Genomic DNA, 21,420 nt, shown 5'->3' with positions numbered 1-21,420 from the left:
TGCCCGGCCTCACTTGGCGCGGCGGGCCACGGTGAAGTGGTCGATGCGCTCGCCGGTCTCGGCGATGCCGGACACCGTCAGCGTGGTGTGCCGGCCCCTCGGGGCGGGCGTGACGTCCACGCGCAGGAAGGAGTAGTCGAGGTAGCGCACCCGGGACCAGGCGACGGTCTCGGGCTTCTTGCCGTCCTTGAGGTTGACGAAGGAGGCCACGGACTCCGTCTCGTGCTCGTGCCCCTCGTAGGTGTCGGGGGCGGTGAAGGCGTACAGGCCGCGCCCGGCCGCGCCCGCGGTGACGTAGACGACGCCCTCGGTCTCCGGGTAGGCGGTGCCGCCGATGGGGAGCTTCTTCGCCACCGTGTCGCCCTTGATCACGTCGGTGCGCTCGTACTGGTGGTTGTGGCCGTTGATGACCAGGTCCACGGTGTACTTCTCGAACAGCGGCACCCACTCATGGCGCACCCCGCCCTCGGAGGCGTGGGCGGTGGAGGTGCAGTAGGCGCAGTGGTGGAAGAAGACCACCACGAAGTCGACGTCCCGCGCGGCCCGGAACTTCTTGAGCTGGGCCTCCAGCCACCGGGTCTGGGTGCCGCCGGAGATCCCGAGGTTGGCCGGGATCTCGTAGGAGATGTCGTTGGCGTCCAGCGAGATGACGGCCGTGTTGCCGTAGACGAAGGAGTAGACGCCGGGCAGGTTCTCGGCGTCGGGGCCGTTGCCGGGCAGGCTCCAGCGGGCGTCCTGGCCGCCGTAGCCGTTGGGCGAGTACCAGGCCTCCATGTCGTGGTTGCCGTAGGCGGGCATCCAGGGGATCTGCTTGGCCACGGACTCGGTCTGGTGCAGGAACTGGTCCCAGGTGCGGGAGTCGAAGCCGGTGTCGGTGGTCTTGCCGGCGCCCGCGGGGTCGCCGTAGGCGATGTCGCCCGCGTGCAGGTGGAAGGCGGGGTTCTGGCCGAGGATCAGGGCGTTGTTGGCCAGGCCGTGGTAGCCGACGCCCTCGTCGCCGAAGGCGGTGAAGGTGAAGGGCGCCTTGTGCGCGGGGGCGGTGGTGAAGGTGCCCAGGGTGCCGAGCAGGTGGGGTTCGGCGGGGTCGAAGCCTCGGTGGCCGACGCCGTAGTAGTAGGTCTGGCCGGGGCGCAGGCGGGTCAGCCGGGCGTGCACGTAGTACTGGGTGTGGTCGCCGCTCGCGCCGACCCCGGCGGGGGTGTGCAGGGCGCGGACCTCGGCGTCGATCCTGCGGGAGAGGTCCGTGGGGTGGGCGCCGATCCGGATGAAGGGGCGCTCGACCGCGACCGGTACCTGCCAGGAAACGGTGATCTCGGTGCGGGGGTCGTCTCCCCAGGCCAGGTGGCGGCCGAAGGGGGCGGCGAGGGCGCCGTCCACGTGCTCTGCGGGCCGCCGGGCCGGGGCCGGGGGCGCGGCGGCGGCCAGGGGCGCCGCGCCGGGCACGAAGGCACCGCCGGTGACGGTGCCGAGGGTGACGGCACCGCCCCTGATCAGGGTGCGGCGGGAGAATCTGCTGCGCAGATACTCGTGCCGCTCGGCCATGCTCATCCGCTCGGCCGTCTTCTCGGGTACGCCCATGCGAGGAATGTCCATGACCAGCAAACTCGTGGCCGGCGGCAACGCGGTCCGGGACGGGAAGTGGACGCCGGACGAACAGCGTCCCATGAGCACGCCAACAGGTGCTTGCCCGGAATCGGGCACGATTCTTGCGAAACCGGCGTCCGTACCCGAAGATCTACCGGGTGCACGAGGAACTTGTCGATCATTTGACGCGCTCCACCCCGCTCAGCCGGGGCGAGGCGCTGCGAGTGATACAGGACGTGCTCGCCTTCTTCGACGAGACGACCCAGGACTACGTCCGTCGTCGACACCGAGAACTGCAGGCCCAGGGCCTGCAGAACGCGGCGATCTTCGAACGGATCGATGCGGACCTGAAATACCGCGCGGTGGCGCCGCCGGAGCTGACGCTCAGGCAGCTGCGCCGCATGGTCTATGGCTGAGAAGCCAGGGTGAGGGAGCTAACACATGTGCGGAATTGTCGGATACATCGGTAAGCGGGACGTCGCTCCCCTGCTGCTGGAGGGGCTGCAGCGCCTGGAGTACCGCGGCTACGACTCGGCCGGCATCGTCGTCACCTCCCCCAAGACGGCCGGTCTGAAGATGGTCAAGGCCAAGGGCCGGGTGCGTGACCTGGAGGCCAAGGTCCCCGCGCGCTTCAAGGGCACCACCGGTATCGCCCACACCCGCTGGGCCACCCACGGCGCCCCCTCCGACGTGAACGCCCACCCGCACATGTCGGGCGACAACAAGGTCGCCGTCGTCCACAACGGCATCATCGACAACGCCTCCGACCTGCGCCGCAAGCTGGAGGCGGACGGTGTGGAGTTCCTCTCCGACACCGACACCGAGGTGCTCACCCACCTGATCGCCCGCTCCGAGGCCGAGAAGCTCGAGGACAAGGTCCGCGAGGCGCTCCGCGTGGTCGAGGGCACCTACGGCATCGCCGTCATGCACGCCGACTTCTCCGACCGCATCGTGGTGGCCCGCAACGGCTCCCCGGTCGTCCTCGGCATCGGCGAGAAGGAGATGTTCGTCGCCTCGGACATCGCCGCCCTGGTCACCCACACCCGCCAGATCGTCACCCTGGACGACGGCGAGATGGCCACCCTGAAGGCCGACGACTTCCGCACCTACACCACCGAGGGCACCCGCACCAGCGCCGAGCCCACCACCGTGGAGTGGGAGGCCGCCTCGTACGACATGGGCGGCCACGACACCTACATGCACAAGGAGATCCACGAGCAGGCCGACGCCGTGGACCGCGTGCTGCGCGGCCGCATCGACGACCGCTTCTCCACCGTGCACCTGGGCGGCCTCAACCTGGACGCCCGGGAGGCGCGCCGCATCCGCCGCGTGAAGATCCTCGGCTGCGGCACCTCGTACCACGCGGGCATGATCGGCGCCCAGATGATCGAGGAGCTGGCCCGCATCCCCGCCGACGCCGAGCCGGCGTCGGAGTTCCGCTACCGCAACGCGGTCGTCGACCCCGACACCCTGTACATCGCGGTCTCCCAGTCCGGTGAGACGTACGACGTGCTGGCCGCCGTGCAGGAGCTCAAGCGCAAGGGGGCCCGCGTCCTCGGCGTGGTCAACGTGGTCGGCTCGGCCATCGCCCGCGAGGCCGACGGCGGCATCTACGTGCACGCCGGCCCCGAGGTGTGCGTGGTCTCCACCAAGTGCTTCACCAACACCACGGTCGCCTTCGCGCTGCTCGCCCTGCACCTGGGCCGCACCCGCGACCTGTCGGTGACCGACGGCAAGCGGATCATCGAGGGCCTGCGCAAGCTGCCCGGGCAGATCGCCGAGATCCTCAAGCAGGAGGAGCTGGTCCGCGAGCTGGCCGAGGAGTACGCGGAGAGCCGCTCGATGCTCTTCATCGGCCGTGTCCGGGGCTACCCGGTCGCCCGCGAGGCCTCCCTGAAGCTCAAGGAGATCACCTACATCCACGCCGAGGCGTACCCCGCCTCCGAGCTGAAGCACGGCCCGCTGGCCCTGATCGAGCCCGCCCTGCCGACGGTCGCCATCGTCCCGGACGACGACCTGCTGGAGAAGAACCGCGCCGCGCTGGAGGAGATCAAGGCCCGCAGCGGCAAGATCCTCGCGGTCGCGCACCAGGAGCAGGAGAAGGCGGACCGGACCATCGTGGTCCCGAAGAACGAGGACGAGCTGGACCCGATCCTCATGGGCATCCCGCTGCAGCTGCTCGCCTACCACGCGGCCAAGGTGCTGGGCCGTGACATCGACAAGCCGCGCAACCTGGCCAAGTCGGTGACCGTGGAGTAGTCCACGCCCCGGAGCGCCCCGGAGTGCAGAAGAAACGGACCCTCGCGTGAGCCACCGGCACGTGGGGGTCCGTTTCCGTGCCGCTGTCCTCGGCCGGTGGCCGTCACCCCCCGGCCGGCAGCACGACTCATCCGCGGCGTCGGCCGTTATATGCCCCGCACAGGGAAGGGGACACCCCTACGCGCGAGTAGCTTCACGCAGTGCGAAGCGACAGCACGGCAGGGGCGGTTGAGGCGGTCGGCGTGCTCAGGGCGTCAGGGGATCAGGGGATCAGGGGATCAGGGGATCACGATCACGGGACGCCGGGCGCGCTTGGTGAGGCGGCCGGCCACGGAGCCGAAGATCCGTCCGGCGATGCCGTGCGTGGAGCCGACGACGATCGCGTCCGCCTCGTACTCCCGCCCGACCTCCTCCAGTTCGTGGCAGATGTCGCCGCCGCGCTCCACCAGGATCCAGGGCACCTCGGCCAGGTGGTCGGCGCAGGCGAGCTCCAGACCGAGCACCTCGGTGCGGTGGTCCGGCACGTCGACGAAGACGGGGGGCTCGCAGCCCGCCCACACCGTGGTGGGCAGCCGGTTGGCCACGTGGACGATGATCAGGCCCGAGCCGGAGCGATGGGCCATGCCGACGGCGTAGGCGAGGGCGCGCTCGCTGGAGGTGGAGCCGTCGAAGCCGACGACCACTCCGTGCTTGAAGGCGGGATCGCAGGAAGGGCGTGCCTCTTGCGCCGCCAGGGGCTCGGCCGCCGTGGGTTCGGCTACCGGCCGCTTGCGGTCCGCGGGTTCGAAGAATTCGTGACCGGCCATGGCTGTCTCGGCGTCGTGATCCTTGTATGGAGGGGGAACATCGTGCGGCGGAGCTGTGTCCGGGAAACGTCTTCCCCTCCCCATACCCCCAAGGGTACGGCGGCACGCCTCCGATTCGCAGTTCGCGCACACGCTCCGTGAGCGCCCCCACGGGCGGTCCCGAGGGGTTCCCCGGAGCATGCACGAGCGGCGCCCCTTACGCAATGGTCGCTGCCCCGTACAGGCGTTTTGCCGGGACCCCGGGCGACACGGGGGTGACCGTCCTGCCCGCCGCGCGTTGAACCCCCAGAACCTCCGCCCCCAGGGAGCCCGCAGATGTCCGCACCGCGCTCGGCGCACCGCTCCGCCCCCGGCTCGGACACGGCGCGTGAGCTGATCCGCTGGGCGGCCCTCGGCTGCGTGCTGGTGCCGCTGGTCCTGCTGTGGTGCGGCACGGCTCCGGTCGTGGCCGTGGGTACGGGGGTGGGCCTGGCGGCCGGCGCCGGCGTGTGCCGGATGCTGTTCCGGCACTCGCTGCGTCAGGCCGCGCGGGGAGTCACAGATCACACGAGGGCCGGTACACCGGTCGACTGACCGGTTTCCGCACCCCCGAACGCTGCTTTTCAGCCAAGTTCTGAATATCGATCCGGAGGGGTCCCAACCACCCCCCAACCCCCGTTCCACCTGCACAAACAGGGGTCGTCCGACCTGTCGCACCCTATGCGGTTTGGCCACCCCGCGGAGGCGTACTTCCCTGCACGCCCCACGAGTGCAACCCTTCGTGATCGAATGCTTCACGCCAAGTTGTCATGTCGACAATGCACCGCGTGTGGAACTGGCCACCGGCAGACCGCGGCAGCCAGTAGATTCGATCTTGATGTCTTACGGCGGGGGACTCGTGCAGGACCGAGGGGAAACGTGCAGGAGCGACACAGCCGAGGAGCCGCGACCACCGAGGGGGGCTTAGCAGTATGAGCCACGACTCCACCGCCGCACCGGAATCCGCAGTCCGGAAACTGGCCGGGCGACGCCGCAAGGAGATCGTCGCGGTGCTGCTGTTCAGCGGCGGCCCCATCTTCGAGAGTTCCATACCGCTTTCGGTGTTCGGGATCGACCGCCAGGACGCCGGAGTACCGCGCTACCGACTGCTGGTGTGTGCCGGCGAGGACGGCCCGCTGCGGACCACGGGGGGCCTGGAACTCACCGCGCCGCATGGCCTGGAGGCGATCTCCCGCGCGGGCACGGTCGTCGTGCCGGCCTGGCGCTCGATCACCTCCCCGCCACCGGAGGAGGCGCTCGACGCGCTGCGCCGGGCGCACGACGAGGGGGCCCGCATCGTCGGCCTGTGCACCGGGGCGTTCGTCCTGGCCGCGGCCGGCCTGCTGGACGGCCGCCCGGCCACCACCCACTGGATGTACGCGCCGACGCTGGCCAAGCGCTATCCGTCGGTGCACGTCGATCCGCGTGAGCTGTTCGTCGACGACGGCGACGTGCTCACCTCGGCCGGTACGGCGGCCGGGATCGACCTGTGCCTGCACATCGTGCGGACGGACCACGGCAACGAGGCGGCCGGCGCGCTGGCCCGCCGCCTGGTGGTGCCGCCCCGCCGCAGCGGCGGCCAGGAGCGCTACCTCGACAGGTCTTTACCCGAGGAGATCGGCGCCGACCCGCTGGCCGAGGTCGTCGCCTGGGCGCTGGAACACCTCCACGAGCAGTTCGACGTGGAGACGCTGGCGGCACGCGCCTACATGAGCCGCCGCACGTTCGACCGCAGGTTCCGCTCGCTCACCGGGAGCGCGCCGCTGCAGTGGCTGATCACCCAGCGGGTGCTCCAGGCGCAGCGGCTGCTGGAGACCTCCGACTACTCCGTGGACGAGGTGGCGGGCCGCTGCGGCTTCCGCTCCCCGGTCGCGCTGCGGGGGCACTTCCGCCGCCAGCTCGGCTCGTCGCCCGCGACCTACCGGGCCGCCTACCGGGCCCGCAGGCCGCAGGGTGAGCGGCCCGTCGAGCAGGAGCAGCAGCTCGCGCAGCACGGCGCGCCGCAGGGTCCGGGTCCGGCCGGGCTGCCCGGCCACGGCCCGGTGGCGGTGCCCTCGGTCCTGCACCCGGACCGGGAGGGCGGGGTGCCGCTGCAGAGCCGCCGTCACGCGGCGGGCGCGGTGAGTCTGCTGCCGGGGCCGCGCGGAGGCGGCTGAGGCCCACCGGCGGAAGGGGGTGGGGGAGGTCCGGCCTCCCCCACCCCCTTCTCCGTGCGTACGGGCGGGTCCGGCCGGGTCCCGGTCCCCTTAAGGTGAGACACATGAACGATCGCATGGTGTGGATCGACTGCGAGATGACCGGCCTCTCGCTGTCCGACGACGCGCTCATCGAGGTGGCCGCCCTCGTCACCGACTCCGAGCTGAACGTGCTCGGCGAAGGGGTGGACATCGTCATCCGCCCGCCGGACTCCGCGCTGGAGACGATGCCCGAGGTGGTGCGCCAGATGCACACCGCGTCCGGCCTGCTGGAGGAGCTGCCCGGCGGCACCACGCTCGCGGACGCCGAGGAGCAGGTCCTCGCCTACATCCGTGAGCATGTCAAGGAGCCCGGCAAGGCCCCGCTGTGCGGCAACTCCGTCGGCACCGACCGCGGCTTCCTGCTGCGCGACATGCCCACGCTGGAGTCCCACCTCCACTACCGGATCGTCGACGTGTCCTCGGTCAAGGAGCTGGCCCGGCGCTGGTACCCGAGGGCGTACTTCAACAGCCCGGAGAAGAACGGCAACCACCGGGCGCTGGCGGACATCCGCGAGTCCATCGCCGAGCTGCGCTACTACCGCGAGGCGGTCTTCGTCCCGCAGCCCGGACCGGACTCCGACACGGCGAAGTCGATCGCCGCGAAGTACGTCCTGCCGCCTTCGTAGCCCTCCGGGAACACCTGCGCGGAAACGTGTGCGCGAGCACCCCTTCGGACCCTGTAGACTTCTTCTCGGCCGGTCGGGGAAACGACAAGTTCCACCGCCGGTCGTGGTGGGTGTAGCTCAGCTGGTAGAGCACCTGGTTGTGGTCCAGGAAGTCGCGGGTTCAAGTCCCGTCACTCACCCTGAATGTCAGGGGCCGATCCGTTCACGGATCGGCCCCTGACGCGTTTCCGGAGCCCCCCTCCCGGGAGGGGGGAGCGTCAGGACGACTCCCGCTCCACCAGTTCCGTGGCCAGCACCGCGTGCTTCCGCTCCAGCCCCCGTGTCCCCGCCGGGCGCCGGTCCGCGATCTCGGTGAGGAGCAGGTCGATCATCGCCCGGCCCATCTCCTCTATCGGCTGGCGGACGCTGGTGAGGGGCGGGTCCATGTGGCGGGCGATGGCGGAGTCGTCGTAGCCGATCAGGGCCACGTCGTCCGGGATGCGGCGGCCCGCCTCGCGCAGGGCCCGGCGGGCGCCGGCCGCCGTGACGTCGGAGGCGGCGAAGACCGCGTCCAGGGCGGGGCGGCGGGCGAGGAGCGCCGCCATCGCGCGGCGGCCGCCCTCCTCGGTGAAGTCACCCGGCTCCACGAGCAGGTCGTCCACCTCCAGCCCGGCCCCGAGCAGCGCGTCCCGGTAGCCGTCCAGGCGGCGCTGGGCGCCGTAGACGTCCGGGCGGCCGGTGATGTGGGCGATGTGGCGGCGGCCCCGGCCGAGGAGGTGCTCGACGGCCGAGCGGGCGCCGCCGTAGTTGTCGGAGTCCACCGAGGTGAGCGTCTCCCCCGCCGACCGGGGGCCGCTGATCACGGCCGGGATCTCCAGGCGGTCCAGGAGGTCGGGCAGCGGGTCGTCGGCGTGGACGGAGACCAGGAGGACGCCGTCGACGCGGTGGGCGGAGAGGTAGTCCGCGAGCCGCTGCCGCTTGCGGTCGCTGCCGGCGAAGATCAGCAGCAACTGCCACTCGGTGTCCGCGAGTTCGGCACCGACCCCGCGCAGCATGTCCGAGAAGTACGGCTCGGCGAAGAACCGGGTCTCCGGCTCGGGCACGACCAGCGCGATGGAGTCGGTGCGGTTGGCCGCGAGGGCCCGGGCCGCGGTGTTGGGGACGTAACCGAGCTCGGCGACCGCCGCCTCGACGGCCGCGCGGGTCGCGTCGCTGACGCGCGGGGAGCCGTTGATCACGCGGGAGACCGTGCCCCGGCCGACCCCGGCCCGGGCGGCCACCTCCTCCAGCGTGGGCCGCCCTCCGCCCCGGCCGCCGCGCGCTCCGTGGCTCGTCATGGCCTCCGCCTCTCTCGGCCGTCCTGCTCCGGCCTGGAATCTAACAGTGCCCGCCGGCCCGGCCGGTCCGAGCCCTCACCACCGCCGGGCGCCCGGCGCGTGACCGGTGGCCGGTTAACAGCCCGATAACTGAACGCCGTTGGGCGTGCGCACTCCCTTGACACCCCGTCCCGAACGGACGACTCTTCAACCCATCACATGTGGGAGCGCTCCCACAGTACCTGACACCTACACAACCCGCACGTTCCCCGCCCGAGCCGCAGCGAGTACGAACGGGCCCAGATCCACGCGATTTCCATGCAGTTGGCCGGGGGGTCGGCACGTCAGGCAACAGGAGGACGCAATGCGTACGAGCATCCGCAGGTCTCGCGGCACGGTGGCCATGGCGGCCGCGGCCGCGCTGGCCACGGGTCTGCTGGCGGGCTGCGCCGGCGACTCGGACGACGGCTCGTCGGACGCGGGCGGCGGCGACGGCAAGGGCAAGATCACGCTGACGGTCGGCACCTTCGGTGTGTTCGGCTACAAGCAGGCCGGTCTGTTCGACGAGTACACGAAGCTGCACCCGGACATCAGCATCAAGGAGAACGTCACCACCCGCACAGACGTGTACTGGCCGAAGGTGCTCACCCGCCTCCAGGCCGGTTCGGGCACCGACGACATCCAGGCCATCGAGGTCGGCAACGTCACGGAGGCCGTCCAGACCCAGGCCGCCAAGTTCGTCGACCTCGGCAAGGACGCGGACAAGTCCCAGTGGCTGGACTGGAAGAACGCCCAGGCCACCACCCAGGACGGCAAGATGATCGGCCTCGGCGTCGACATCGGCCCGATGGCGATCTGCTACCGCAAGGACCTCTTCGAGAAGGCCGGTCTGCCCACCGACCGCACCAAGCTCGCCGAGCAGTGGAAGGGCGACTGGTCCAAGTACGTCGACCTGGGCAAGCAGTACATGAAGAAGGCGCCGAAGGGCACCAAGTTCGTCGACTCGGCGTCCTCGGTGTACAACGCGTCCCTGGGCGGCGCCTCGCTGCGGTACTACGACAAGAACGGCAAGATCGTCTGGGACAGGTCCCCGGGCGTGAAGGCGGCCTGGGACGACGCGATGAGCGTGGCGACGTCCGACATGTCGGCGAAGCTGAAGCAGTTCGACCCCACCTGGGACAAGGGCTTCGCCAACGGCAGCTTCGCCTCGGTGGCCTGCCCCGCCTGGATGCTCGGCTACATCGGTGAGAAGGCCGGCGACTCCGGCAAGGGCAAGTGGGACGTGGCCGCGGCGCCGACCGCGTCCAACTGGGGCGGTTCCTTCCTCGGCGTGCCGACGGCGGGCAAGCACCAGAAGGAGGCCGTCGAGCTGGCCAAGTGGCTGACCGCGCCGGAGCAGCAGGCCAAGGTCTTCGCCAAGCAGGCGAGCTTCCCCTCCACCCCGTCGGCGTACGCGGGTCTGAAGCCGCAGGCCGACACCACCGCCTACTTCTCGGGCGCGCCGCTCACCCAGATCTTCTCCGACTCGGCCAAGACCATCCCGGCCCAGCCGCTCGGTCCGAAGGACAAGCCGATCGACACCGCGATCAGTGACATCGGCATCCTCCAGGTCGAGCAGAAGGGCAAGTCCCCGGCCCAGGGCTGGGACGCCGCGTCCAAGGAGATCAAGGACGTGCTCGGCCAGTGACCTCCAAAGAGGCTCTCGCGCATCACGCGTCGAGCGCCGAGACCGCGCCCGGCATCCCGCCGGGCGCGGTCCGGGGCGCTCGGGGTCGCGGCGCGCCGGACGGCGCCCCCTCCTGGCGCGGCCGGCTGTACCGCTGGGACACGAAGGCGTCGCCGTACGCGTTCGTGACCCCCTTCTTCGTGCTGTTCGGTGTGTTCACGCTGGTCCCGCTGCTGTACACGGTCTGGTACTCGCTGCACGACGTGCAGCTGTCCGCGCTGGACCACCAGAGCTGGGCGGGCCTGGAGAACTACCGCAACCTGCTGTCCTCGGACTTCTTCTGGAACGCGCTGAGGAACACGTTCACCATCGGCCTGCTCTCCACGGTCCCGCAGCTGATGGCGGCGCTCTGGCTGGCCCACATGCTCAACTACCGGCTGCGCGGCTCGACCGTGTGGCGCGTGGTGATGCTGACCCCGTACGCGACCTCGGTGGCGGCGGCGACGCTGGTGTTCGCGCTGCTGTACTCGTGGGACGGCGGCATGGTGAACTGGATTCTCCACTTCTTCGGTGTCGACCCGGTCAACTGGCGTGAATCGGACTGGGGTTCGCAGTTCGCGGTGTCGACCATCGTGATCTGGCGCTGGACCGGCTACAACGCGCTGATCTACCTGGCCGCGATGCAGGCCATCCCGGCCGACCTGTACGAGTCGGCCGCGCTGGACGGCGCCAACCGGCGCCAGCAGTTCTGGCACGTGACGATCCCGCAGCTGCGGCCGACGGTGCTGTTCACGATCGTCGTCTCGACCATCGGCGCCACCCAGCTCTTCGGCGAGCCCCTGCTGTTCGGCGGGGTCAGCGGCTCCAAGGGCGGCTCCGAGCACCAGTACCAGACCCTCGGTCTGTACATGTACGACCAGGGCTGGATCATCGGCAACCTCGGCAAGGCGTCCGCGATCGCCTGGTCGATGTTCCTGATCCTGCTGATCGTCGCTGCGGTCAACCTGCTGTTGACCCGCTGGCTGAGGAGGTCCGATGACCACCGGTGACCTCGCCCTCCCCCGGGAGCGCACCGTCCGGCGCCGGGCCATGGGCGCGGGCAAGCAGCTGCACGCCGGTCCGGTGACCTACGTGGCGCTGACCGTGTTCGCGCTGGTCTCGCTGGCTCCGCTGGTGTGGACGGCGGTCGCCGCCTCGCGCACCGACCGGCGGCTCGCCCAGTCGCCGCCGCCGCTGTGGTTCGGCGGCAACCTGTTCAAGAACCTCCAGGCCGCCTGGGAGCAGGCCGGGCTCGGCACCGCGATGCTCAACTCGCTGATCGTGGCGGGCACGATCACGGTCAGCACGGTGGTCTTCTCCACGCTGGCCGGCTTCGCCTTCGCCAAGCTGCGGTTCCGGTTCTCCGGGCTGCTGTTGCTGCTGACCATCGGCACGATGATGATCCCGCCGCAGCTCGCCGTCGTACCGCTGTACCTGTGGATGAGCGACCTGGGCTGGTCCAACCAGCTCCAGACGGTGATCCTGCCGAGCCTGGTGACCGCGTTCGGCACCTTCTTCATGCGGCAGTACCTGGTGCAGGCGCTGCCGACCGAGCTGATCGAGGCGGCGCGGGTGGACGGGGCGAGCAGCCTCAGGATCGTCTGGCACGTGGTCTTCCCGGCGGCACGGCCCGCGATGGCGGTGCTCGGGCTGCTGACCTTCGTGTTCGCCTGGAACGACTTCCTGTGGCCGATCATCGCCCTGAACCAGCAGAACCCGACCGTGCAGGTCGCCCTGAACGCGCTCGGCACCGGCTATGTCCCGGACCAGGCCGTCATCATGGCGGGCGCGCTGCTGGGCACCCTGCCCCTGCTCATCGCCTTCCTGCTGTTCGGCAAGCAGATCGTGGGCGGCATCATGCAGGGCGCGATCAAGGGCTGAACCGTCGTACGGAGGGCCGGGTCACCGCCGTCCCGGCCCCTCCCCCCTTATCCCCCAAGGTCTTCCCGACTCTCGATGGGAGCGCTTCCATGCCCGACTCCTCCTCCACGGTGTCCCCCGTGGCCCCCGAGGTCACCTTCCCGCCGGCCTTCCTCTGGGGGGCCGCGACCTCCGCGTACCAGATCGAGGGGGCGGTGCGCGAGGGCGGCCGCACCCCCTCGATCTGGGACACCTTCAGCCATACGCCCGGCAAGACGGCGGGCGGCGAGACCGGTGACGTGGCCGTCGACCACTACCACCGCTACCGCGACGACGTGGCCCTCATGGCGGACCTGGGGCTCGGCGCGTACCGCTTCTCCGTCTCCTGGTCGCGGGTGCAGCCCACCGGGCGGGGGCCCGCGGTGCAGATCGGCCTGGACTTCTACCGGCGGCTGGTGGACGAGCTGCTGGAGAACGGCATCAAGCCCGCCGTGACCCTCTACCACTGGGACCTCCCGCAGGAGCTGGAGGACGCGGGCGGCTGGCCGGAGCGGGACACCGCGCACCGGTTCGCCGAGTACGCCCACCTCGTCGGCGAGGCGCTGGGCGACCGGGTGGAGAACTGGATCACCCTCAACGAGCCCTGGTGCAGCGCCTTCCTGGGCTACGGCTCCGGTGTGCACGCGCCTGGCCGCACCGACCCGGTGGCCTCGCTGCGGGCCGCCCACCACCTCAACCTGGCGCACGGGCTGGGCGCGGCGGCGCTGCGCGCGGCGATGCCGGCCCGCAACCAGATCGCGGTCAGCCTCAACTCCGCCGTGGTGCGCCCGGTCTCGCAGAGCCCGGCCGATCTGGCGGCGGCCCGGCGGATCGACGACCTGGCCAACGGGGTCTTCCACGGCCCGATGCTGCACGGCGCCTACCCCGAGTCCCTGCTCACCGCGACGGCCCCGCTGACCGACTGGTCGTTCGTGCTGGACGGCGACCTCGCCTCGGCGAACGCCCCGCTGGACGCGCTGGGCCTGAACTACTACACCCCCGCGCTGGTCTCGGCGGCCGACGACAAGGTGAGCGGCCCCCGCGCGGACGGCCACGGCGCCAGCGCGCACTCCCCGTGGCCCGGCGCGGACGACGTCCTGTTCCACCAGAGCCCCGGCGAACGCACCGAGATGGGCTGGACGGTCGACCCGACCGGTCTGTACGACCTGCTGATGCGCTACGCCCGCGAGGCACCCGGACTGCCGCTCTACGTGACGGAGAACGGCGCCGCCTACGACGACGCCCCGGACGCGGACGGCCGGGTGCACGACCCCGACCGCGTCGCCTACCTCCACGCCCACCTCTCGGCGGTCCGGCACGCGCTGCGCGACGGCGCCGACGTGCGGGGCTACTACCTGTGGTCCCTGATGGACAACTTCGAGTGGTCCTACGGCTACGAGAAGCGGTTCGGCGCGGTGTACGTGGACTACGAGACGCAGGCGCGGACCCCGAAGTCCAGCGCCCGCTGGTACGGCGAGGCGGCCCGCACGGGCACGCTGCCGTCGGTGGAGTCGGCGGGCTGACCGGCACGCGTGAGTGAGGCCCGGCGGTGCCCCCACCACCGGGCCTCGTTCTCGGTGCCGCTCAGTTGAAGGCGGCGAACGCCTTGGAGAAGGCGAACTTGTCCTGGGCGATGGAGCTGCAGCTGGCGTCGGCGGTGGGCTTGGTGCCGCCGTCGCACGCGTTGTCACGGGTGCCGGACCACATGGACAGCGAGCCGATGCCCTTGGACTTGGCGAAGTCGACGAGCTGCCCGGCGTCGTCGACCTTGAAGATCTCCGTGGCGACGTCGTTGACGCCGATCATCGGGGTGACGCCGACCGTCTTCCAGGCGTCGTCCTCGGAGAGCGCGAGGACACCCTTGATCTGGGCCTGGGTGGCGGTCGCGGCCTGGATCGCGTAGTCGCCCATGTCGCCGCTGTACGCCGGGCCGTAGTCCATCGCCATGATGTTGACGCCGTCGACGCGGACGCCGTTGGCCTTGGCGTCGGCCAGCAGGTTCACGCCGTCCTGGGTGAGGCCCTCGGGCATCACCGGGAGGGTGTAGGAGACGTTCAGGTCGGGGTGGCCGGCCTGGAGCTTGGCGATGGCCTGGGCCCGCTTGGTGTTGGCGGCGGTGTTGGGCAGCGCGCCGCCCTCGACGTCGAAGTCCACCTTGGTCAGCTTGAAGGCGTCGACGGCCTTGGCGTAGACGGCGGCCAGGGCGTCGGCGGAGGAGCAGGTGGTGGCGAGCTCCGAGCCGGAGGCGCCGCCGAAGGAGACCCGGACGTCGCCGCCCTTGGCGCGCAGGGCGCCGATCTGGGCGGCCACGGCGTCGGTGGTCAGGTCGCTGACGCCGCCCCACTTGGGGGTGCAGCCGCCGCCGTCGGTGACGAAGGCGAGGTTGAAGTTCTTCACGCCGGTGGCGTCGGCGGTGCCCAGGAGGTCGAAGGCCGGGTAGAGCGAGGTGTCGACGTAGGGGGCGAAGCCGGCCGCCGCCTTGGTGCCGTTGCCCGCCGCCTTGGTGGGGACCGGCGTCTCGGGCGTGCTGGGGGCGCTCTGGCCGGGCGCGGGGGTCTCGGGCTCGGTGGGGCGGCCGCTGGGCTCGGGGGTGGCACCGGGGTCGGCGGCACACTCGGCGCCGTCGATCCGGCAGCCGGACGGGTCCCCGGCGCCGTCGACGACGAAGCCGACGGTGACCGACTTGCCCGCGGCCAGCCCGTCGGTGTCCCACTTGGCGGCCTTCACGGTGACGTGCTGCCCGCTCACGCTGGACTCGGCGTTCCACAGCGAGCCGAGCTTGGCGCCGGCCGGGAGGTCGAACTCCAGGCTCCAGTCCTTCTTGGCCGCTCCGGTGTCGTTGGTGACGACGTACTGGGCGCTGTACCCGGTCGACCACTCGCTGGTCTTCGTGTACGCGGCGCCGACACCGGCGGCGTGGGCGACCCCGGTCACCAGGACCGCGCCGCCACCGGCCACGGCGGCCGCGACCACGCCGCCTATCGCCTTGTTCCTGCCACTGATCCTGCGCCGGTGCGTGCTCATGGCGTGCCTGTCCTTCGTGCGGGGGTGGGGGGTGGTGGCAGCACGCTAGCGGCGCGGAATCCGGCAATCGGCCTATCAGGGACGGCCGTCGGAAGGCTTAGGGCGCGCTTAAGGAAGGGATCGGGACCGGTTAAAGATCGGGCCCGGTGCCGGTCTCATCGGGTGGGTGTCAGCCTGCGCCGCCTGCGTACGGTGCCGCGGTGGCCGCGTCCGGCGGGCTTGCGGGCGCCGAGCTGGAGCCAGATCCGCACCTCGGTGCCGCCGAGCACGGAGGAGCCGATGCGCACGTCGCCGCCCGTGGACTCGGCCAGGCGGCGCACGATGTCCAGTCCGAGTCCGGTCGACCCCGCCGTGCCGGAGCCGCTGCCGCGGGCCATCGCCGCGCGGGGGTCGGATATGCCGGGGCCCGCGTCGGAGACGAGCACGATCACCGCGTCCTCGGCTTGGTGGACGTCGACCGCGAAGGCGGTGCCCTCGGCGGTGTGCCGGAAGACGTTGCCCAGCAGGGCGTCCAGGGCGGCGGCCAGATCGGCGCGGGCGACCGGGACCCGCACCGGGCGCTCCGCTCCGGCCACCCGCCACTTGCGGCCCTCGTCCTCGGCGAGCGCGGACCAGAACTCCATGCGCCCGCGCACCACTTCGGCCGCGTCACAGCCCGCGCCCGGCCCGGCGGCCGCCGTCCGCGGCTTGGCCTCGCGGGCGGTACGGATGATCGTGTCGACCTCGCCCTCCAGCTGGGCCACGGCGGCGCGGGTCTGGTCGGCGGCGGCCCCGGCACCGAGCGAGGCGGCGTTCAGCCGGAGCACGGTGAGCGGGGTGCGCAGCCGGTGCGAGAGGTCGGCCGCCAGTTCCCGCTCGTTGGCGAGGAGCTGGACGACCTGGTCGGCCATGGAGTTGAACGCGACGGCGGCGAGCCGCAGTTCGGTCGGCCCGTCCTCGGGGACGCGGGCGCCGAGCTTGCCCTCGCCCAGTTCGTGCGCGCCCTCCACCAGCCGGCGGGCGGGGCGCACCATGCGGACCCCGAGCCGGTCGGCGACCGCGACCGACCCGGCGATCAGCGCGAGCCCCACGGCGGCGAGCACCGCCCAGGCCGTGCCCACGCCGTTGCTCATCGCGGCCTCGGGCACCCACACCTCGACCACGGCGATCGCGCCGGAGCCGAGCGCGACCGGCTGGAGCAGGGCGGAGCCGCCGGTGACCTCGGCGGTGGAGGCGCGGCCCATCCGGCGCACTGCCTCTATGTCCCGCTCGGCGGCCCGGCCCCGGCCGAGGTCGAGCGCGCCCCGGTCGCCGTCGGCGGGCAGGTGCACCGACATCCCGGAGTCGGCCCCGGCGGCGGCCACCACGCGCTCCAGCTCGTCCCGGTCGGTGGTGATGGACAGCGCGGGCGCGACGGCGGCGGCCTCGCGCTCGGCGCCCGCGAACGCGCGGTCGCGGGCCATCTCCTTGACGACCAGGCCGAGCGGGACGGCGAAGGCGACGACGACCATCGTGGTCACCGCGAGGCAGACCTTGACCAGCGCCCATCTCATCGCGGGTCCCCCGCGCCGGGCGGCTCCAGCTTGACCCCGACCCCGCGCAGGGTGTGCAGATAGCGGGGGCGGGCGGCCGTCTCGCCCAGCTTCCGCCTGAGCCAGGACAGATGGACGTCGATGGTCTGGTCGTCGCCGTAGGACTGCTGCCAGACCTCGGCGAGGAGTTCCTTGCGCGGGACGACCACGCCGGGGCGGCCGGCGAGGAAGGCGAGCAGGTCGAACTCGCGGCGGGTCAGGTCGAGTCGGGCGCCGTCCAGCTCGGCCTGGCGGCGCAGCGGGTCGACGGTGAGGCCGCCGACCCGGATCACCGGCGAGGGCGGTGCCTCGGTGGCGCCGGAGCGGGAGCGGCGGAGCACGGCGGCGATGCGGGCGGAGAGGTGCTCGACGGAGAAGGGCTTGGTCAGGTAGTCGTCCGCACCGGCGTTGAGCAGCCGGACGACCTCCGTCTCGTCGTCGCGCGCGGTGGCGATGATGACGGGCACGTCGGTGATGCCGCGCAGCATCTTCAGCGCCTCGGAGCCGTCCAGGTCGGGCAGTCCGAGGTCGAGTATCACGACGTCGAACCGGAAATGGGCGACCTCGCGCAGCGCCTCCAGGGCGGTGCCGACGCTGCGCACCACGTGGGCGGCGTCGGTCAGATGCCGGATCAGCGCCGAGCGGACGAACTGATCGTCCTCGACCACGAGCACACTTGCCATGCGCCGCACCGTACGCCATGCGGACCTGCGAAGTGTTGGCCTGTGGACAACTCCCTGTGGACAACTCGCCTCTGCTGCGCGGCGGGTGACGGCTGAGGCAGTATGGCCCCGATGCGCAGAGGACTCGTACACGTGATGGCGTGGCTGCTGGCCACCGCGGCGGCGACCACGCTGTCCTGGTGGGGTGTGCACACGGTGATGGCGGGCACGGCGTACGACCCGCCGCGCGCCGTCCCGATCTCCGCGGCCGAGGCGGCGGCCCACGCCTCCGGCACCTCGCCCGCGCCCCCCGGCCCGGACCCGACGCCCACGCCCCGCCGCACCACCGCGTCCCCGTCCCCCACCCCCTCCGCGTCCACGTCCACCAAGCCGCCGCGCACCCCGGCGCCCTCCGCCCCGGCCCCGGCTCCCCCGGCACCCACCACCGCGTCCGGCGACGTCAAGGCGTACGACACGGGTGGCGGCCGGGCGGTGTTCGACCTGGGACCGGCGAGCGCGACCCTGGTCTCGGCGACCCCGGGCACGGGCTGGTCGATGCAGGTCTTCAAGACGGAGACCTGGATCAGGGTCGAGTTCAGCCGCAGCACGGACCGGGTGACGGTCTTCTGCGACTGGCACGACGGCCCGCCGCACGTGGACGTGCAGACATACTGACCACCCTGGTCATGCCGGCTGTGCTGACAGTGCTGACCCCGGCGGCCACCGTGGTGTCAGCGGAACACCGAGGGTGGCGGGGCCGGTGACGCCACCGCCGAGAGGTCCGTGACCGGGCGGGCCCCGCCGGTGAAGTCCGTGAGTGGGGAGCCGTGTTCGACACGGGCCGGGTGCGGGTCGGAGGCGGCCCTGCGGGTCAGCTCCGCCAAGGGCAGCGGGGTGTCGGAGGCGACGAGGATGGCGTTGCCGAAGCGCTTGCCGCGCAGCACCGCCGGGTCGGCGATCAGGGCCAGTTCGGCGAAGCGGGCGGCCGCCGTGGCTATCTGGCCGCGCAGGTGGGTGAGCGGGGGGCCGTCGGCGAGGTTGGCGGTGTAGACACCGCCGGGGCGCAGCGCGCGGCGGACCTCGTCGAGGAACTCGGCGGACGTCAGGTGGGCGGGGGTGCGGGCGCCGCTGAAGACGTCGGCGACGATCAGGTCGGCCCATCCGTCCGGCACCCTGGCGAGCCCCTCGCGGGCGTCGGCCGAGCGCACCCGTATCCGGGCACCGGGGTCCAGGGGGAGTTCGCGCCGGACGAGTTGGACGAGGGCCGCGTCGCGCTCCACCACCTGCTGGGTCGAGCGGGGCCGGGTCGCGGCGGTGTAGCGGGCCAGGGTGAGCGCGCCGCCGCCGAGATGCACGGCCTGCACCGGCTTGCCGGGCGGGGCGACGAGGTCGATGACATGGCCGATGCGGCGCTGGTACTCGAAGGAGAGGTGCGCCGGGTCGTCGAGGTCGACGTGCGACTGGGGGGCGCCGTCGATCAGCAGCGACCAGGCCCGCGCGCGGTCCGGGTCGGGTATGAGTTCGGCGAGGCCGCCGTCGACCGCCTCCACCACCGCCTCGGCGGCTGTCCTGCGCCGATTGTCCCTGGACCTGCCCATCGGCCCATTCTCGCAGGCGGCGCGGGGGCCCGCCGCACGGCGCCGGTCAGCGGCAGCTGTCGGCGGCCTCGATCAGCCGGGCCGCCTCGCCGAGCGCGCGGCGCAGCACCGCCGGGTCGGTGGCGAGGTCGGCGTCGCCGGGCGGGAGCAGCCAGTCCGAGCCCTGCACGGGCGGCTCCGGGGCGAGTCTGAGGCCGCGTCCGGAGGTGCGGGTGCAGGTGCTGCCCGGCATGTCCCAGCTCCCGGCCGTGCCGGGCGGGACCAGGAAGCCGAGGGTGTCGCACCCGTCGTCGTGCAGGACGGGACCCACGCCCTCACCGGCCTCGCGCCGCAGGATGTCGACGGCCTCCAGACCCTGGCGGGCCGGCACCGTGACCAGGTCGCACGCCGCGTCCCCGGCCGGTCGCGGCCATGACGGCACCGGACACGGATCGTTGTTCGGACGGGTCTCCATGCCGGCCTCCAGCACGCTGCCTTTTGCGGTCCGTGAGGTACAACGTGCCGCGGCGTCAAGGGCTACGGCGCAAGTGCGCCGCAAAGGATGGCAGTTCATGGCAGATCGTGGATGAGATATCCGGTTTGTAGCTAAACCCTGCGTGTCGGGTCGGACACAGCGGGTACGTTCTTGCCCCGCCGGACCCACGGTGTCCCACGGGCAACCCCGCCCGCACAAGGCCCCGTTCCGGCATGGTTCGACGGTTCGCACGAGAGGACCGGCCATGGCGTCGTCAACCGATACCTCGGCGCAGCCCGACCGGCCGCCCCGCCCCAACACCGCCTTCCGGCAGCTTCGCGGCCGCCGTTCCCCGGCCGAGTTCGCCGCCCTGGTGCGGCGCGCGGCGCGGGAGATCGGCGAGCGGGTGAGCTGTGACGCGCGCTATGTCGGGAGAGTCGAGGCGGGCGAGATCCGCTGTCCCAACTACGCCTACGAGCGGGTGTTCCTGCACATGTTCCCCGGCCGCACGCTCACCGATCTCGGCTTCGCGCCGCGCTCGACGGTGCGCGGCCGGGGCGCGCGCCCGGCCACGGCCCGGGCCGCGGCCGCCCTCGATCCCTTCTGCGACCGCGACGCCCCGTACGGCGCCCACCGGCCGTACCCGAACGACCCCCTGAACCACGAGGAGAGCGACGTGCTGCGTCGCGCATTCATGACCGGTACGGGTGCCACGGTGGCGGCCGCCGCCACGCTGGGCCCGCTGGGCATCGCCACGGACGCCTCGGCGGCCTCACGGCGGCCCGGCACGTCGGAGGCGGCCGCCGTCGAGGAGGCCGTCCGGCGCATCAGGCTGCTGGACGACAAGCACGGCGCGGACGGCCTGTACCGGCGCGCGGCGGAACCGCTGCGCGCCGCGTACGCCCTGCTGGACGCGGGCGCCACCCGGCAGACCACCGCCGAGCGGCTGCACTCGGGCGCCGGTGAACTGGCCATCTCGGTCGGCTGGCTGGCCCACGACTCGGGCCGCTTCGACGACGCCCGCTCGCACTACGCGGAGGCGCTGGCCACCTCCCGGATGACCGGGGACGCGGCGCTGGAGGCGCACGCCTTCTGCAACACCGCCTTCCTCGCGCGGGACGCCGGGCGCCCCCGCGAGGCGGTCCGCGCCGCCCAGGCCGCGCAGCGGGCCGCCCGTCCACTGGGCTCGCCCCGGCTGATGTCGCTGCTCGCGCTGCGCGAGGCGGGCGGCTGGGCGGGGCTCGCCGACCGCGCCGGCTGCCGGCAGGCGCTGGTACGGGCACAGGCGCTGTTCGGGCGCGGCACCTCCGAGGCCGACCCGGAGTGGATGAGCTTCTACGGCGAGGCCGAGCTGGCCGGTCTCGAGGCGCAGTGCTGGTCCACGCTGGGCGACTGGCGCCGCGCGGCCCGGCACGCTCGCCGCGCGACCCGGCTCCAGGACCCGCACTTCTCCCGCAACATCGCGCTGTACACCGCCGAGCTGGCCGACGACCTGGCCCGTGACGGCCACCCCGACGAGGCGGCGACGGCGGGGCTCAGCGTCCTCGACCTGCTGGCGCAGGTGCAGTCCTCCCGCATCCAGTCGATGCTGGCGGGCACGGCCCGGGTGCTGCTCCCGCACCGCCGCGCCTCGGGCGTGGCGGACTTCCTGGACCGCCACGCCTCGCTGCCGCGGCCCCGGCGCGGGTAGCGCGGGGCGCGCC

The 21,420-nt window shown here is 72.2% G+C and carries 19 protein-coding genes and 1 tRNA gene; 12 read left to right on the top strand and 8 right to left on the bottom strand.

Features of this window, described 5'->3' with window-relative positions:
- Positions 1–9 precede the first annotated feature (9 nt).
- Positions 10–1,578, bottom strand: coding sequence for a metallophosphoesterase family protein (locus tag ABZ898_RS08485; RefSeq protein ID WP_361654307.1), 1,569 nt, complete (start codon positions 1,576–1,578; stop codon positions 10–12).
- 164 nt (positions 1,579–1,742) lie between these two features.
- On the opposite strand from ABZ898_RS08485, the gene ABZ898_RS08480 reads away from it, so the two are divergent.
- Together ABZ898_RS08480 and glmS are read left to right on the top strand one after the other, a co-directional pair.
- On the top strand, positions 1,743–2,000 hold the full coding sequence (locus ABZ898_RS08480) for a hypothetical protein (protein ID WP_030816599.1): 258 nt from the start codon (positions 1,743–1,745) through the stop codon (positions 1,998–2,000).
- A 25-nt stretch (positions 2,001–2,025) separates the two neighbouring features.
- Positions 2,026–3,843: a glutamine--fructose-6-phosphate transaminase (isomerizing) gene (gene glmS, locus ABZ898_RS08475; protein ID WP_361654304.1), complete on the top strand. Its 1,818-nt coding sequence runs from the start codon at positions 2,026–2,028 to the stop codon at positions 3,841–3,843.
- 278 nt (positions 3,844–4,121) lie between these two features.
- Here glmS and ABZ898_RS08470 read toward each other — a convergent pair whose 3' ends face one another.
- Positions 4,122–4,649: a universal stress protein gene (locus ABZ898_RS08470; RefSeq protein WP_361654302.1), complete on the bottom strand. Its 528-nt coding sequence runs from the start codon at positions 4,647–4,649 to the stop codon at positions 4,122–4,124.
- A 315-nt stretch (positions 4,650–4,964) separates the two neighbouring features.
- Between ABZ898_RS08470 and ABZ898_RS08465 the strand changes: the two genes are divergently transcribed.
- The 4 genes from ABZ898_RS08465 to ABZ898_RS08450 all read left to right on the top strand — a co-directional run bounded on the left by ABZ898_RS08465 (position 4,965) and on the right by ABZ898_RS08450 (position 7,709).
- Positions 4,965–5,222 (top strand): hypothetical protein, encoded by a 258-nt coding sequence (locus ABZ898_RS08465; protein WP_361654299.1) that lies wholly within the window; start codon positions 4,965–4,967, stop codon positions 5,220–5,222.
- Positions 5,223–5,599: 377 nt separating this feature from the next.
- Positions 5,600–6,823 carry a helix-turn-helix domain-containing protein gene (locus tag ABZ898_RS08460; protein ID WP_361654296.1) on the top strand — a complete coding sequence of 408 codons (1,224 nt, stop codon included), beginning with the start codon at positions 5,600–5,602 and terminating at the stop codon, positions 6,821–6,823.
- Between the two features lie 104 nt (positions 6,824–6,927).
- Positions 6,928–7,530, top strand: a complete 603-nt coding sequence (gene orn, locus ABZ898_RS08455) for an oligoribonuclease (protein ID WP_361654294.1) — start codon at positions 6,928–6,930, stop codon at positions 7,528–7,530.
- Between the two features lie 106 nt (positions 7,531–7,636).
- A tRNA-His gene (locus ABZ898_RS08450) sits at positions 7,637–7,709 on the top strand.
- 78 nt (positions 7,710–7,787) lie between these two features.
- Here ABZ898_RS08450 and ABZ898_RS08445 read toward each other — a convergent pair.
- The gene (locus ABZ898_RS08445; RefSeq protein ID WP_361654291.1) at positions 7,788–8,846 is read right to left on the bottom strand and encodes a LacI family DNA-binding transcriptional regulator; all 1,059 of its coding nucleotides are present in this window, start codon (positions 8,844–8,846) and stop codon (positions 7,788–7,790) included.
- A 343-nt stretch (positions 8,847–9,189) separates the two neighbouring features.
- Here ABZ898_RS08445 and ABZ898_RS08440 point away from each other — a divergent pair, with 343 nt between their 5' ends.
- The 4 genes from ABZ898_RS08440 to ABZ898_RS08425 all read left to right on the top strand — a co-directional run bounded on the left by ABZ898_RS08440 (position 9,190) and on the right by ABZ898_RS08425 (position 13,952).
- The gene (locus tag ABZ898_RS08440) at positions 9,190–10,512 is read left to right on the top strand and encodes an ABC transporter substrate-binding protein (RefSeq protein WP_361654288.1); all 1,323 of its coding nucleotides are present in this window, start codon (positions 9,190–9,192) and stop codon (positions 10,510–10,512) included.
- Positions 10,509–11,540 (top strand): sugar ABC transporter permease, encoded by a 1,032-nt coding sequence (locus ABZ898_RS08435; RefSeq protein ID WP_361654285.1) that lies wholly within the window; start codon positions 10,509–10,511, stop codon positions 11,538–11,540. Before ABZ898_RS08440 ends, ABZ898_RS08435 begins: the two co-directional genes overlap by 4 nt.
- On the top strand, positions 11,527–12,411 hold the full coding sequence (locus tag ABZ898_RS08430) for a carbohydrate ABC transporter permease (RefSeq protein WP_361654282.1): 885 nt from the start codon (positions 11,527–11,529) through the stop codon (positions 12,409–12,411). Before ABZ898_RS08435 ends, ABZ898_RS08430 begins: the two co-directional genes overlap by 14 nt.
- 89 nt (positions 12,412–12,500) lie before the next feature.
- Positions 12,501–13,952, top strand: a complete 1,452-nt coding sequence (locus ABZ898_RS08425) for a GH1 family beta-glucosidase (RefSeq protein WP_361654279.1) — start codon at positions 12,501–12,503, stop codon at positions 13,950–13,952.
- 61 nt (positions 13,953–14,013) lie between these two features.
- Here ABZ898_RS08425 and ABZ898_RS08420 read toward each other — a convergent pair whose 3' ends face one another.
- From ABZ898_RS08420 to ABZ898_RS08410, 3 genes are all read right to left on the bottom strand, one after another.
- Positions 14,014–15,453, bottom strand: a complete 1,440-nt coding sequence (locus ABZ898_RS08420) for a cellulose binding domain-containing protein (RefSeq protein ID WP_361654277.1) — start codon at positions 15,451–15,453, stop codon at positions 14,014–14,016.
- Between the two features lie 155 nt (positions 15,454–15,608).
- Positions 15,609–16,985: a HAMP domain-containing sensor histidine kinase gene (locus tag ABZ898_RS08415; RefSeq protein ID WP_361654275.1), complete on the bottom strand. Its 1,377-nt coding sequence runs from the start codon at positions 16,983–16,985 to the stop codon at positions 15,609–15,611.
- Positions 16,982–17,686, bottom strand: a complete 705-nt coding sequence (locus tag ABZ898_RS08410) for a response regulator transcription factor (protein ID WP_361654272.1) — start codon at positions 17,684–17,686, stop codon at positions 16,982–16,984. Before ABZ898_RS08410 ends, ABZ898_RS08415 begins: the two co-directional genes overlap by 4 nt.
- 111 nt (positions 17,687–17,797) lie before the next feature.
- Here ABZ898_RS08410 and ABZ898_RS08405 point away from each other — a divergent pair, with 111 nt between their 5' ends.
- Positions 17,798–18,340: a hypothetical protein gene (locus ABZ898_RS08405; RefSeq protein WP_361654270.1), complete on the top strand. Its 543-nt coding sequence runs from the start codon at positions 17,798–17,800 to the stop codon at positions 18,338–18,340.
- Positions 18,341–18,396: 56 nt separating this feature from the next.
- On the opposite strand, the gene ABZ898_RS08400 is transcribed toward ABZ898_RS08405, so the two are convergent.
- Positions 18,397–19,263: a fused MFS/spermidine synthase gene (locus tag ABZ898_RS08400; protein WP_361654267.1), complete on the bottom strand. Its 867-nt coding sequence runs from the start codon at positions 19,261–19,263 to the stop codon at positions 18,397–18,399.
- 46 nt (positions 19,264–19,309) lie between these two features.
- Positions 19,310–19,717, bottom strand: coding sequence for a hypothetical protein (locus tag ABZ898_RS08395; protein WP_361654264.1), 408 nt, complete (start codon positions 19,715–19,717; stop codon positions 19,310–19,312).
- Between the two features lie 265 nt (positions 19,718–19,982).
- On the opposite strand from ABZ898_RS08395, the gene ABZ898_RS08390 reads away from it, so the two are divergent.
- Positions 19,983–21,407, top strand: a complete 1,425-nt coding sequence (locus tag ABZ898_RS08390; protein ID WP_361654262.1) for a hypothetical protein — start codon at positions 19,983–19,985, stop codon at positions 21,405–21,407.
- Positions 21,408–21,420: the final 13 nt, after the last annotated feature.

The sequence above is a fragment of the Streptomyces sp. NPDC046860 genome, from assembly GCF_040645115.1.
Taxonomy (GTDB): domain Bacteria; phylum Actinomycetota; class Actinomycetes; order Streptomycetales; family Streptomycetaceae; genus Streptomyces.
This window is presented reverse-complemented; position numbering and strand designations above follow the sequence as displayed.

Coding starts and splice junctions, on each gene's coding strand:
- ABZ898_RS08485 (WP_361654307.1), bottom strand. CDS start 1,578: ATGGGCGTACCCGAGAAGACGGCCGAGCGGATGAGCATGGCCGAGCGG.
- glmS (WP_361654304.1), top strand. CDS start 2,026: ATGTGCGGAATTGTCGGATACATCGGTAAGCGGGACGTCGCTCCCCTG.
- ABZ898_RS08470 (WP_361654302.1), bottom strand. CDS start 4,649: ATGGCCGGTCACGAATTCTTCGAACCCGCGGACCGCAAGCGGCCGGTA.
- ABZ898_RS08465 (WP_361654299.1), top strand. CDS start 4,965: ATGTCCGCACCGCGCTCGGCGCACCGCTCCGCCCCCGGCTCGGACACG.
- ABZ898_RS08460 (WP_361654296.1), top strand. CDS start 5,600: ATGAGCCACGACTCCACCGCCGCACCGGAATCCGCAGTCCGGAAACTG.
- orn (WP_361654294.1), top strand. CDS start 6,928: ATGAACGATCGCATGGTGTGGATCGACTGCGAGATGACCGGCCTCTCG.
- ABZ898_RS08445 (WP_361654291.1), bottom strand. CDS start 8,846: ATGACGAGCCACGGAGCGCGCGGCGGCCGGGGCGGAGGGCGGCCCACG.
- ABZ898_RS08440 (WP_361654288.1), top strand. CDS start 9,190: ATGCGTACGAGCATCCGCAGGTCTCGCGGCACGGTGGCCATGGCGGCC.
- ABZ898_RS08430 (WP_361654282.1), top strand. CDS start 11,527: ATGACCACCGGTGACCTCGCCCTCCCCCGGGAGCGCACCGTCCGGCGC.
- ABZ898_RS08425 (WP_361654279.1), top strand. CDS start 12,501: ATGCCCGACTCCTCCTCCACGGTGTCCCCCGTGGCCCCCGAGGTCACC.
- ABZ898_RS08420 (WP_361654277.1), bottom strand. CDS start 15,453: ATGAGCACGCACCGGCGCAGGATCAGTGGCAGGAACAAGGCGATAGGC.
- ABZ898_RS08415 (WP_361654275.1), bottom strand. CDS start 16,985: ATGAGATGGGCGCTGGTCAAGGTCTGCCTCGCGGTGACCACGATGGTC.
- ABZ898_RS08410 (WP_361654272.1), bottom strand. CDS start 17,686: ATGGCAAGTGTGCTCGTGGTCGAGGACGATCAGTTCGTCCGCTCGGCG.
- ABZ898_RS08405 (WP_361654270.1), top strand. CDS start 17,798: ATGCGCAGAGGACTCGTACACGTGATGGCGTGGCTGCTGGCCACCGCG.
- ABZ898_RS08400 (WP_361654267.1), bottom strand. CDS start 19,263: ATGGGCAGGTCCAGGGACAATCGGCGCAGGACAGCCGCCGAGGCGGTG.
- ABZ898_RS08395 (WP_361654264.1), bottom strand. CDS start 19,717: ATGGAGACCCGTCCGAACAACGATCCGTGTCCGGTGCCGTCATGGCCG.
- ABZ898_RS08390 (WP_361654262.1), top strand. CDS start 19,983: ATGGCGTCGTCAACCGATACCTCGGCGCAGCCCGACCGGCCGCCCCGC.